This is a genomic window from Helicobacter mehlei (assembly GCF_003660265.1).
GTDB classification, from domain to species: domain Bacteria; phylum Campylobacterota; class Campylobacteria; order Campylobacterales; family Helicobacteraceae; genus Helicobacter; species Helicobacter mehlei.
Window position 1 is genome coordinate 86,535 of record NZ_QXQP01000001.1, and the last position, 11,919, is coordinate 98,453.

Sequence of the window (11,919 nt, forward strand, 5' to 3'; positions counted from 1 at the left end):
GTATAATAACGCCTCAAAAAAGGAACATGATGCCCGATTCCCCGCGCACGCTTTTATTAGTGGCTGCCCACCCCTTAAATAGCCCGCGCCCTTATCGCCTCAGAAAACTCTTAAAACCCTACCACCAAATCAGCGTGATGGGCATTAGCAAAATACCCCTGCCCCCTCAAGAGGATTTAGAGATTTTCACTTACCCGCCCTACCCTAAGCGCAATTTTTTACAAGAATGCAAGCTTTATATTGATGTGTGGTTGCAAAACGATCACGCCCTCATCTACACCCAAAACCGTGCCCAAATTGTGGAAGTGTTGCGCGAACATGCCTTTGATTTTATCTTTTGCTTTGATCTGGTGCTCTTGCCCATCGTGCTAGCTTACAAGAAAAATGCCAAGGTGATCTTAGATGCGCGCGAATACTACCCGGCACAAGATAGCAGTAATATCCGTTGGCGTTGGCTCTTTAAAGCTTTTTTCACCCGTTTAACCAACACCTACATGCCACAATGCGATCATATTTTGAGTGTGTCTAAAGGCGTACAGGGGCTCTATGAGAGTGAGCATGGGATTTCCAGTAGCGTATTTTATTCCTACCCCTTTTACCACAAACTTAAGGCCACACCCACCAAGCCCGATCAAATCCACTTGATCTACCATGGGGGTGCGAGCTATAACCGCAGTTTTGAGGGGTTGCAAACCATGATGGAATATTTGAGCGATCATTTAGGCGATTGGCGCTTTTGGCTGACCTTGATGCTGGTTGCCCCCCCTGCACGCCTAGAGGAGCTCAGAGCCAAGCTCACACACACCCGCATCAAAATCATCCCCCCAGTGGAGTTTAAAAAGATCATTAGCTTTAGCAATGCCTTTGATATCGGGCTGTATTTTAGCCCGCCTATCAATCTTAATATCAAGCACGCCATGCCCAATAAGTTTTTTGAATATATCCAGAGCCGTTTGGCTCTGTGTGCTGTGCCCAATGTGGAAATGCAGGCCGTCATTGAAAAATACCAAATCGGGGTGGTGAGCCAAACCAGTAGCCCACAAGATTTAGCCCTCACACTGCACAAATTACGCCATGAGGATATTGAGTTTTACAAGCACAACACCCAAAAAGCCGCCCAAGAACTCTGTGCCCAGCAAAACCAACTTGTGCTCTTAGAGTTGCTCCAAAAAATTTAAAGAGGTGTGCTAACATAGGTCTTTGGAGTGCGCATGGATATTAGATTGGGTCTGCTTTACATGGCTTTGAGTGCTTTTAGTCTAGGGGCAATGAACGCCCTGATCAAAATTGCCAGTGCCTATTATTCGCCCTTGGAGAATATTTTTTACCGCGCCTTTTTCACGCTCCTTTTTTTGGGATTCTTCTATTTTATCAAGCCCTTTAGCTTCCGGGCTTACAAAAAGGGTGGCGGGGTTTTGCTATTTTGGCGCATGGTTGTGGGGGCTTTGGGCATGACCTTGATGTGCTACAATGTCTATACCATGCCCCTAGGCATGGCTAGTGCCTTTAACCAAAGTTCCCCCCTATATGCAATTTTAATCTCTTTTTTAATCTTTAAAGAACCGGTGAGCTTGCGCTTGATTGGAGCTGGTGTAATTGGCGTTTTGGGTGTGGTGTTTGTAGCTAACCCCCATACCAGCGGGCTAACTTGGGTGCAAGTTGCCTCTGGCGTGCTCAATGGGGTTTTAGTTGCCATCGCCTACACTAGCTTGTATCGCCTCAAGGAATATTATAACGGCGCATTTGTCGTTTTTATCTTTAGCTTGTGCTTGAGTTGCATTGGTTTTGTGGGGCTCTGGATTGACTTTCCTCCCTTTGCCACAGGTTATCACCCCATGCGCTTTAACGGAGCTTGGTGGCATTGGGATCTTTGGGTGTTAATGGGGATGGGTTTAACCGGGACTTTTGGGCAATACTTTTTAACCAAAGCCTACATGATTGCTCCAGCCGGGGCGATTTCGCCCATGATCTATAGCCGTTTGTTTTGGAGTGTGAGTTTTGGGATGTTGCTAGGTGATCCATGGCTGGGCTTTTGGGAGGGGCTTGGCATGGGATTGATTGTGCTTTCAGGCGTGCTCATCGCTTCTTATGCGCGCAAAAAGTGATATTAACATTCTTGGGATATAATGATTCTTTTTGCAAAGGATTAGATATGGATTTTGACATCGAGCATGGCGATCGCTCCACTCCTGCGTTGATTTTGCAGTATAAATATTTGGCCATTGTAGGTTTGAGCCCCGATCCCTCTAAAGAAAGCCACCGAGTCGCTGCATATCTGCAAGAACAAGGTTACCACATCACGCCCATTTATCCCGATGACTCCCAACCCATTTTGGGGCAAAGGGTTTATAAGACCTTGAGTGCGGCCCTACAAGATAAACACAAACAGGGTGAAACGATTTTTGTGGTGGTGGTTTTTAGAAAACCAGAAGCGGTGTTGGAGATTGCTCAAGAGATGTTACAAAATGATCCCATCCCTCTTGTTTTTTGGATGCAACTAGGCATTAAAAATGCAGAAGCTAAAGCATTACTAGAGCAAAATGGGGTGGTCGTGGTGGAAGATAAGTGCATGCTTGTAGAACACCAAAAGCTATTTTGAGCGCGCCCAACACGCTCCCTAAAAACATTCTTTCCAAGCCCCTTTACTACATTCTCCTAGCTTTGATTGTGGGGGTTTCCCTGTCTTTGGGTATCTATAAAAGCCTAGAAATCTCGGTTAGCTATAAAGAAGCATTATTTTATTTTAGCACGCCTCGTTTCTTAGCCGATCGCCTCTTGCTCCAAGCCCTGCATGCCTTTGTGGAAAGAGTCGGGTGTACCTTGCCAAAAGATTTGGTATTGCGCTTGCCCGGTTTGTTTTTACACGGGCTCAACATTATTTTAATTTACCACATTAGCCACAAAATGCCCCTTAAAAAGCCCTATGATCCCCTTTTTGTGGCTCTCACCTTTGCTTTGCTCCCGGGCGTGCAATTAGGGGCGATCTTGCTAGGCAAGGTTAGCCTCTTGCTCACCCTCTCATTTTGTGCATTATTGGGTTTTTATACATGGGTTTTTTACCCCCTTGTGGTGGTGATTGCCCTTGCAGATGGGAGCACAATAGTTTTGTTAATGGGTTTATGCCTCTATACGCTCAAACAACGCTACACGCTAAAGATGGCGCTTTTGCTAGGGGCTTTGGGTTTTAATCTCTACTATTTTAGGTCTATCAAGGGCATGCCAGAGGGTTTTTTTATTGATACCCTAGTGGTGATGTTTGTTCTCTATTCGCCTTGCTTGTGTCTTTACTACCCCTATGCCCTCTATGCCCAAGTCGTGAAAAACTACAAACAAGATAGCCTAATAGGCATCGTGGCAACAACTGGGTTTGCTCTGCCCTTGTTACTCTCCTTGCGCCAAGAACTCCCGCCCCAATTTTTGAGCTATGGGGCTGTGGGCATGCCCATTTTGCTCCAAAAAGTCCTCTCGAGTATCCGCTTACATTTGCCCGTCTTTAGAAGCCATTACTATATCCGCTATAGTTTAGTTTTTGGCACACTTTTTTTAGAGAGCGCGTTTTTATGGGGGGGATATAATCCTTTTGTCAGCACCCACTATATTGCCAAAGAATTAGCCACGGCCCTCAAGGCAAAGGGCATTGATGCCATCCATGTGGATTCTGAACAAATGGCTTTACGTTTGAAGTTCTATGGCATCCAAGAGCGTCCTGATCTTTTTTTGATCAAACAAAAAAAGCAAGGAGAGATTAAAATCCGCTACAAAAATAAAGTCGTGGCTTCCTATGCGATCACAAACCACAAACCCTAATGCATCCTGCTTTTTTATTGCTCGCTGAAAACCCCCTAAGTGTTAGCCCTAGAGCCTACCGCTTGAGCCTAGCCCTACTAGCCCTCTACCCCCACACGCCCCTATTTGTGTTATCCCCCCCTCCATGCCCTCTATCCCCATCGGTAACCTTTTTGAGTTTCCCCCCCTTAGATAAAAGCCTGCTAAAAACCCAAAAAATCACTGACTGCATTGCCAAAAAACACTTTAGTCCCCTGCTTTTCACGCCCAACCGCCTAGAACTTGCGCGGCAACTCAACCAACTTGAAGCGCGCTTAGAAAGACAAAAAATCTATCTCAAGGCTGTTTTTGTGCAAGATTTGGCTTTGTTGCCCACCCTTGTAGAACACACACGCCTGCAAAACCTCATTGTGGATTTGCGCGAGTTTTACCCCGCACTGGTTAATCCCCAGCACTTCAGCGCGCCCCTTTTCCACCATATCTGCACCCACTATTTAAGCTATGCCCACAAGAGTCTTAGTGTGAATGCCTCCATCGCCAAGCTTTATGCCCAAAATTACCCCCACTTTAACCCCGCCCATAATTTGATTTGGCATTCGACCCCTTTTTATGCGAATCTGCGCCCTAGCCCCCTAAGCTCCCCTATCCGCTTGCTCTACCATGGGCTAATCGCTAAAGAACGCGATTCGCACAATCTTTTAGATTTGGCCCAAAATTTAAAAGATTTACCCCTACCCTATCATTTAAGCTTGATGGTCTTAAGCAAACACCCCACCTTTTTTCAAGATTTTAAGGCTAGGGCTACGCGCATGCAAGCTCAAGGTGTGCCCATCAAACTCCTTAAACCTGTGGGATTTTTAGAGATCATCACCACAAGCCAACCCTTTGATTTGGGACTTTTAAGCCTGCCCAACAATTCTCTTAATCACTTGTATGCCCTCCCCAATAAGTTTTTTGAATACATTCAAAGTGCCTTGGGTGTGATCAGCACACCCTTAATGGAAGTAAAATCCCTGCTAGAAGCCCACCAAATGGGTATAACCAGCCTTGATTTTAGCCATGCTAGCTTGCTAGAGACCTTGGCTGGTTTGAACATGGATCAAATCCGACACTACAAGCAACAAGCCAGCCAAGCAGCTAAGGTACTTTGCATGCAAGCCCAACTGCCTAAGCTAGCCCGCTTTCTAGGCGATCTGTGATGCGTTGTTTGGTGTGTGGGAAATGGGTTTTAACTTTGATGTGTGCACGCTGTTATGCAGACTTGTGCCCCTCTTTGGTGGTGCGCTCCTTGGAGGGCGTGCCCATTTATAGCTTTTATGTGTATGAGGAAATTGAGTGGCTGATTAAAAGCAAGTACCAGCCATTGGGTAGCCGTGTTTTGGCTCTTTTGGCGCGCCGTTGTGCTGTGCAGCTAGCCCCTCACCTGCCTAAGACCACTCTTTATGGTGTGGGGATTGATGATCATGTCAAAAGGGGTTATGCGCACACTGCCGTTATTTTGCACGCTCTCTGTGCCGCTCTCAAACCTTACCTAAAAGCCAAATACAACCAACTTAAAGCCACAAACCCCATCACTTACGCTGGGCAGAGTTTAAAATTCCGCCAAGAGAACAAGAAAAATTTTGTTTTTAAAGGCGATCCCAACTTGCCCTATTTTTTAGTTGATGATATCCTCACTACGGGCAGTACCATGCAACAAGCCATAGAAACTCTCAAAAATGTTGGGGCACGCGTTGTCTTTGCCTGCACACTGGCGCACGTCTAAAACCCTTTAATTTGCTTACCCCATAAGATTTTTGGACTAATGGATTAAAAATCTGCTATCATTAAAGAGGTGGGATGGTCTTATATAATCTCCCACGACAATCACTTAAAGGAGATGTATGTCCAATTTAGATTGGAACAACCTAGGTTTTACTTATGTCAAAACTGATTTTCGTTTTGTTGCCCGCTACAAGAACGGGTCATGGTCTGCTGGAGAACTAATTGAGGATAACCAAATTACTTTACATGAATGTGCCCCCGCCCTGCATTATGGGCAACAATGTTTTGAGGGTCTTAAAGCTTATCGCTGTAAAGATGGATCGATTAATCTATTCCGCCCTGAAGAGAATGCCAAACGTTTGCAAGCTTCTTGCAAACGTCTTTTAATGGCACCCGTGCCCGTTGATTTTTTTGTTGATGCGTGTATCCAAGTGGCTAAGGCTAATGCTAAGTGGGTAGGTCCCTATGGTTCGGGAGCGACACTCTATATCCGTCCATTAGTCTTGGGCGTGGGAGCTGAGATCAGTTTGGCTCCCGCACGAGAGTTTTTATTCATTGTCTTTTGTATGCCTGTAGGGCCTTATTTAAAGGGAGGCTTGCAACCGGCTAATTTTGTTGTTTCTGACTATGATCGCGCTGCACCGCAAGGCACAGGAGCGGTGAAAGTGGGGGGCAACTACGCAGCTAGCGCACTCCCGGCCAAACTGGCTAAGGAGCAAAATTTTAGCGATTGTGTTTATTTAGATGCCGCCACGCACACCAAAATTGAAGAAGTGGGGGCGGCTAATTTCTATGCGATTTCTAAAAAGGGTGTGTTGGTAACCCCCGCATCGCCCTCTATTTTGCCTAGTATCACCAAATATTCCCTCTTGTATTTGGCTAAAGAGCAATTGGGGATCGAAGTGCTAGAAGGTGATGTTTATATCGATTCCTTAGATGAATATAGCGAGGCAGGAGTGTGTGGGACGGCTGCGGTAATTGTGCCTGTGGGCGGGATTTTTTACAAAGACAAAATGCATGTCTTTTATAGCCAAACAGAGGCAGGACCAGTTACCAAACAGCTTTACCACGCCCTTGTGAATATCCAGTTAGGTGATGCGCCTGCGCCCGAGGGTTGGATTGTTAAGGTCTCTTAAAGGAGCTTAGATGAAAGATTTTTTACTCAAGCTTTTATCGGGGATGGCAATAGCCGTGGTGATCGCTCTAGCACCCAATGCAATCTTGGGGGGCTTGCTCAAGCCCTATGCCCATATCCATGCCGTTGGGCTCTTTGTAGATGCGCTGGTGATCTTGCAAGCCTTGCTCTCACTCATTACCGGCGTGTTAGTGGGGCTTAATTTTAACTTTAATCCCCTAAAATCCAGCATTATCGGAGCAGCAGCCTTTATTGCCTCTGGAGTGGTGAAACACACGCCCAATGGACTTGTACTAGCCGGCGTGGGGGATTTGCTCACCGTCTTAGTTGTGGTCGCTTTGGCTGTGAAAATCACACAATGGCTAGGCGATAGGTTTGGATCGCTCACCATTATTTTACAGCCCATTGCCGTGGGGGTTTTTTGTGGCTTTGTAGGCTTGCTTATTTTGCCCTACACCACTGGCGTAACTCTGCAAATTGGGCAAGCCATCATGTATTTCACCCAGCTACACCCACTTTTAATGTGCGTACTCATCTCTATCTCTTATGCCTTCATCATCATCTCGCCAATCTCCACGGTCGCGGTGAGCTTAATCATTGGCATTAGCGGTTTGGCTTCAGGAGCGGCTAATATGGGCGTTGTGAGCACGACAGCCGTTCTCATTGTAGGCTCGCTCTTGGCTAAGAATAGGGCAGGAGTGAGCGTGGCGATCTTGCTAGGAGCGATGAAAATGATGATCCCCAATTTTTTCAAATCTCCCATTATGAGCACTTGTGTTTTTGCTAATGGCGTGCTAGCAGGTCTTATCACTTATTTTTTCCAAATTACTGGTGATGCCAAGAGTGCGGGGTTTGGGATTGTAGGACTCATAGGACCCATCAAAGCTTATGAAGAGGCGTTGCTAAACCAGCTGGATTTACCTTTAATGCGCGTGGTGCTCACCTATGGTGTTTTACCCTTTGTGGGGGCGATTATCTTACACCTTTTGTGTTGCAAACTCTTTAGGGCTTACCACCATAAGATTTATTATTTCCAGCAGGCGGCCTAAAAATAGGGGCGGGAGGCTAGCCCGCCCTTTTTTAAGCTAAGACTTGCTATAATGCCCGGCTTGAATGCGATTTTAAAGGACCATGATGACGCGGACCCTGTCTATTATCAAGCCCGATGGTGTGAAAAAGAAAATCATTGGGAAGATCATTACCCGTTTTGAGGAAGCGGGCTTGGAGGTGGTTAAAATCAAGCGCATGCACTTGAGTGTAACCCAGGCGCAGGATTTTTACGCCATTCATAAAGATCGCCCCTTTTTCAAGGATTTGATCGCTTTTATGACCAGTGGGGATGTGGTGGTGATGGTTTTAGAGGGGGAAAAAGCGGTAGAAAAAAACAGAAAATTAATGGGGGCTACCGATCCTAAAAAAGCAGATCCGGGCACGATTCGTGCGGATTTTGCGGATAACATTGATGCCAATGTGGTGCATGGGAGTGACAGCAAAGAAAATGCCCAGCAAGAGATCGCCTTTTTCTTTGGCAACTAGAGGGTTTTTTGCGTTTAGAGATGAGGAAAATAGGCATGCGTGCCAAGCCCTTTACCTGCCAGTTGGAACGCATAGAGTTAGAAGGGTTTGTCAGTCGGGTGGGGAGCAAGCTTTACTTGCTAGAGGGTCATTTGCATGGGGTTTTGAGCGTGCCATGCGCTTTGAGTGGGACCATCTTTGATAAGCCCATTTCTCAGGACTTGCGCTTGCTTATCTCTGATGGCATTTACAAACCCGCAAAGGCACAAGAGCCAATTTACTTAGAAAATGGGTTCTGTATGGAAACAATGGATGTGGTAGAAAGTTTAGATGGGTGCATTGATTTAGAGGCCTTATTAGACTCCGAAATGCAGTCCATCCAAGCGGACTACCACTATTTGCCTAATTCATAAACAAAGGAGAAACAATGGCTGTTCCTGATAGACGCGTGAGCAAGACAAGAGCGAGGAAGAGACGCACGCATTATACTGCCAAATTGGCAACACCCGTTAAAGATAAAGATGGGAGCTGGAAGCTCCCTCATTTTATTAACAAATTTACGGGCAATTACAAATAGAGTCTAGCATGAGGATTGTGATTGACCTCATGGGAGCGGATTTAGGTATCCTCCCCATTGTTGAGGGCGTTGCTAAGGCTCTAGGTACGCAAGTGTTTGAACCGGTTTTGGTGGGTGATGCCACCAAAGCGAAGGCTTTGATCTCCAAAGATTTAGCCTCTAAGGTCGAGATTATTGATTGTCCCGATTATATCCGCATGGAAGAGCAGGCCACCGATGCGCTCAAGCGTAAAGAAACCTCGATCTTTGTGGGCATGGACATTTTAAAAAACGGGGCGGATGCGTTGGTTTCTGCTGGGCATAGTGGGGCGACTATGGGGCTAGCTACGCTCAAGTTAGGGCGCATTAAAGGGGTTAGTCGCCCAGCACTTTGCACGCTCATGCCCTCTGTGGGGCAACGCGCAAGTATCCTGTTAGATGTGGGGGCCAATACAGACTGCAAGCCAGAATACTTGTTGGACTTTGCCATTATGGGCTATGAATATGCTAGGAGTGTCTTGGGCTATGAGAACGCTAGTGTGGGGTTATTGTCCAACGGGGAGGAGGATAGCAAGGGGTCTTTAGCCACTAAGGAGGCTTTTAAACTCATTAGTCAATATCCACTTTTTCACAGAGAGCCCAACAACGCTAATGCCTCGGCTTTTAAGGGCAATGTGGAGGGGAATGATATTTTTGTCAATGCCGTCGATGTTGTGGTGTGCGATGGATTTGTAGGGAATGTGGTGTTGAAAACCACAGAGGGCGTGGCTAGCGCGATCAGTTCTGTATTTAGAAATGAAGTCAAAAATGGCTTGGGGGCTAAGTTGGGGGCGTTGTTGCTCAAAGGGGCCTTTAGCCTCATTAGGCAAAAAACTGACTATGCCGAGTATGGCGGTGCCCCCTTGCTGGGTGTGAATAAAACGGTGATCATCAGCCATGGCAAGAGCAACGCGCGTGCGATCGAGTGTGCTATTTACCAAGCCATTAAAGCCAAAGAAAGCAATGTGTGCGAAAAAATGGCACTAGCCTTTAGCCATAAGCCTTTAGATGAGGAAGCCTCCCATGAGTCTTGAAAGGAGAAACATGCCCTATGCGATGCTAAAATCTGTCGCTGCGTATGTGCCTGATAAGTGCGTGGATAACAGCACCTTTGAGGGCTTGTTGGACACAAGCGATGAGTGGATTCAAAAACGCACAGGGATCAAGACCCGTTATTTTGCCACGCCCGAGCAAAAAAGTAGCGATCTAGGTGTCAAAGCTGCTCAAACCGCTATTGAGCGGGCTGGCTTAAGCAAAGAGGAAATTGATTTAGTGTTGGTGGGTACGCTCAGCCCAGACTATTTAGCCATGCCCTCGACGGCTTGTACCCTGAGTGCTAAATTAGGTTTAGAGAACACACCTAGCATGGATATTGTGGCAGCTTGTAGTGGGTTTATCTATCTTTTAGCCACTGCCAAAGCCTTTGTAGAAAGTGGCATGTATGCGCATGTTTTGATTGTGGGGGCGGAGAAGTGTAGTAGTGTTTTGGATTTTGAGGATCGTAGCACTTGCGTGCTTTTTGGTGATGGAGCGGGGGCATGTGTGATTGCGCGCACAGACAACCCTAAAGAGAGTATCTTAGATGTTAAGATCGCCTCTAACGGAGCTTATGCGGACTATCTTTACACGCCCAGAACACTCAAACAAAGTGCTTTCATTGAATCTTGCGATCAAAGCCAAACTTTACGCATGAAGGGCAATGAAGTTTTTAAGCTAGCCATTAAAACTTTGCTTAAAGATGTTGAAGATATCTTAGGTGCCAATAACATTAGCCCCGAACAGATCACCTATTTTATCCCCCATCAAGCCAATTTGCGCATCATCCAAGCCGTGCAAAACCAGCTAGCCTTTAGTCAAGAACAGGTGGTGCTCACCGTGCAAAAGTATGGTAACACTTCGGCAGCCAGCATCCCCATGGCGATGAATGAGATTTACGAACAAGGGAAGCTCAAAAAGGGCGATTTGATGCTTTTGGATGCTTTTGGAGGGGGCTTGACTTGGGGGTCAGCATTGGTTTATTATGGCGGAGATTAATTTTAGCATGAAAGGAGTTTTGGATGACAACAATTAGATTAACGCGCGTGGGGCGTAAAAAAAAGCCCTTTTACCGGGTGGTGGTTACTGATTCAAGAAAACGTCGCGATGGGGGTTGGATTGAATCCATTGGTTACTACAACCCCTTGAGTAATCCTAAGGTGGTGCAGATTGACCATGTGCGTTTGGGTTATTGGAAGGGTGTGGGTGCCAAGATGAGCGAGAGGGTGGAAAAGTTGGCTTCCCAAGGCTCAAAGGCTTAAGGTTTGCCAGAGCAAGAGAGCAAAATAGAGGGGGATTTTTTTGTCGAAAAATTCGTGCAAGAGTATTGCAAAAAGATTGTAATCTACCCACAGGTTTTAGAGGTCAAATCAAAGATGCTTGAAGAAGGCACTAAGGAGCTTTGCATTTACACTAACCCAGTGGATATGGGGCGGGTCATTGGCAAGGATGGCAAGATGGTGAGCGCGATCAAGGCTTTTATCTCGGGGGTAAAAGCCAAGAATGGTTTGAATTATAAGATTGTGGTGCTCGCCTCTGAAAACCCCTATGTTTTGTGATGCAAACAGATGATTTATTGGTGGTGGGGCGCTTAGGGCGTAGTGTGGGGTTGCTGGGGGGCTTGAAACTCTCTTTGCAAAGCGATTGTTTGGAGTGCTTAGTGGCTGGAGCCCATGTTTATGCCTACACATCTTTAAGCCCTGTACATGCCCTGACAATCAGAAACTACAGTCATGACCTTGCACTGATTTTTTTTGATGAGATCGCCAGTAGGGAGCAGGCAAGGTTGCTCAGTTTGCACACTTTGGCGATGAGTCAAGAAGAGACGCTAAAATATTGCCACTTGCAAGAGGGTGAGTTTTTATACTGCCAACTCTTAAACCTAGAGGTGTTGGACGGGGAGGAGGTCTTGGGTCGGGTGGCTAGCATTGAGCGTCTGGCTGGCACGGATTATTTGTATGTGCAAACCCCTAAAAAGTTATTTTTAATCCCCTACATTGATGTCTATATTCTGCACACAGACTTAGAAAATAGGCGTATCTACACCCAGCACGCCCGTGGGCTTTTAGAACAATCCTAAGAGTTGTTG

16 protein-coding genes are annotated in these 11,919 nt (G+C 46.3%); all 16 read left to right on the top strand.

Features of this window, described 5'->3' with window-relative positions; genetic code table 11:
- Positions 1 to 29: 29 nt before the first annotated feature.
- The 16 genes from EAO36_RS00425 to rimM all read left to right on the top strand — a co-directional run bounded on the left by EAO36_RS00425 (position 30) and on the right by rimM (position 11,910).
- Positions 30 to 1,178, top strand: a complete 1,149-nt coding sequence (locus EAO36_RS00425) for a glycosyltransferase family protein (RefSeq protein WP_235852331.1) — start codon at positions 30 to 32, stop codon at positions 1,176 to 1,178.
- A 33-nt stretch (positions 1,179 to 1,211) separates the two neighbouring features.
- Entirely contained in the window at positions 1,212 to 2,105 is an 894-nt protein-coding gene (locus EAO36_RS00430) for a DMT family transporter (protein ID WP_120955530.1), read from the top strand.
- A gap of 47 nt (positions 2,106 to 2,152) precedes the next feature.
- Entirely contained in the window at positions 2,153 to 2,599 is a 447-nt protein-coding gene (locus EAO36_RS00435) for a CoA-binding protein (RefSeq protein ID WP_120947901.1), read from the top strand.
- Positions 2,566 to 3,807: a hypothetical protein gene (locus tag EAO36_RS00440; RefSeq protein ID WP_185962973.1), complete on the top strand. Its 1,242-nt coding sequence runs from the start codon at positions 2,566 to 2,568 to the stop codon at positions 3,805 to 3,807. The genes EAO36_RS00435 and EAO36_RS00440 overlap by 34 nt, the downstream gene beginning before the upstream one ends.
- Complete coding sequence (locus EAO36_RS00445; RefSeq protein WP_120955534.1) at positions 3,807 to 4,985, top strand: capsular biosynthesis protein; 1,179 nt, start codon at positions 3,807 to 3,809, stop codon at positions 4,983 to 4,985. Before EAO36_RS00440 ends, EAO36_RS00445 begins: the two co-directional genes overlap by 1 nt.
- On the top strand, positions 4,985 to 5,551 hold the full coding sequence (locus EAO36_RS00450) for a ComF family protein (RefSeq protein ID WP_120947904.1): 567 nt from the start codon (positions 4,985 to 4,987) through the stop codon (positions 5,549 to 5,551). The genes EAO36_RS00445 and EAO36_RS00450 overlap by 1 nt, the downstream gene beginning before the upstream one ends.
- A 118-nt stretch (positions 5,552 to 5,669) precedes the next feature.
- On the top strand, positions 5,670 to 6,686 hold the full coding sequence (locus EAO36_RS00455; protein WP_120947905.1) for a branched-chain amino acid aminotransferase: 1,017 nt from the start codon (positions 5,670 to 5,672) through the stop codon (positions 6,684 to 6,686).
- A gap of 10 nt (positions 6,687 to 6,696) precedes the next feature.
- Entirely contained in the window at positions 6,697 to 7,734 is a 1,038-nt protein-coding gene (locus EAO36_RS00460) for a PTS sugar transporter subunit IIC (protein ID WP_120955536.1), read from the top strand.
- Between the two features lie 82 nt (positions 7,735 to 7,816).
- Complete coding sequence (gene ndk, locus EAO36_RS00465) at positions 7,817 to 8,221, top strand: nucleoside-diphosphate kinase (protein WP_120947907.1); 405 nt, start codon at positions 7,817 to 7,819, stop codon at positions 8,219 to 8,221.
- 8 nt (positions 8,222 to 8,229) lie between these two features.
- Complete coding sequence (locus EAO36_RS00470) at positions 8,230 to 8,613, top strand: DUF177 domain-containing protein (RefSeq protein ID WP_120955538.1); 384 nt, start codon at positions 8,230 to 8,232, stop codon at positions 8,611 to 8,613.
- A gap of 14 nt (positions 8,614 to 8,627) precedes the next feature.
- Complete coding sequence (gene rpmF, locus EAO36_RS00475) at positions 8,628 to 8,777, top strand: 50S ribosomal protein L32 (RefSeq protein WP_120947909.1); 150 nt, start codon at positions 8,628 to 8,630, stop codon at positions 8,775 to 8,777.
- 8 nt (positions 8,778 to 8,785) lie between these two features.
- Positions 8,786 to 9,829 carry a phosphate acyltransferase PlsX gene (plsX, locus tag EAO36_RS00480; RefSeq protein ID WP_120947910.1) on the top strand — a complete coding sequence of 348 codons (1,044 nt, stop codon included), beginning with the start codon at positions 8,786 to 8,788 and terminating at the stop codon, positions 9,827 to 9,829.
- Positions 9,830 to 9,839: 10 nt separating this feature from the next.
- The gene (locus EAO36_RS00485) at positions 9,840 to 10,829 is read left to right on the top strand and encodes a beta-ketoacyl-ACP synthase III (RefSeq protein ID WP_185962972.1); all 990 of its coding nucleotides are present in this window, start codon (positions 9,840 to 9,842) and stop codon (positions 10,827 to 10,829) included.
- 23 nt (positions 10,830 to 10,852) lie between these two features.
- Positions 10,853 to 11,092, top strand: a complete 240-nt coding sequence (gene rpsP, locus EAO36_RS00490) for a 30S ribosomal protein S16 (RefSeq protein ID WP_120955540.1) — start codon at positions 10,853 to 10,855, stop codon at positions 11,090 to 11,092.
- A gap of 3 nt (positions 11,093 to 11,095) precedes the next feature.
- Entirely contained in the window at positions 11,096 to 11,389 is a 294-nt protein-coding gene (locus tag EAO36_RS00495; RefSeq protein WP_120947912.1) for a KH domain-containing protein, read from the top strand.
- A complete protein-coding gene (rimM, locus tag EAO36_RS00500; protein WP_120955542.1) occupies positions 11,389 to 11,910 on the top strand; it encodes a ribosome maturation factor RimM in 522 nt (173 codons plus the stop codon). The genes EAO36_RS00495 and rimM overlap by 1 nt, the downstream gene beginning before the upstream one ends.
- The last annotated feature ends 9 nt before the right edge of the window (positions 11,911 to 11,919 follow it).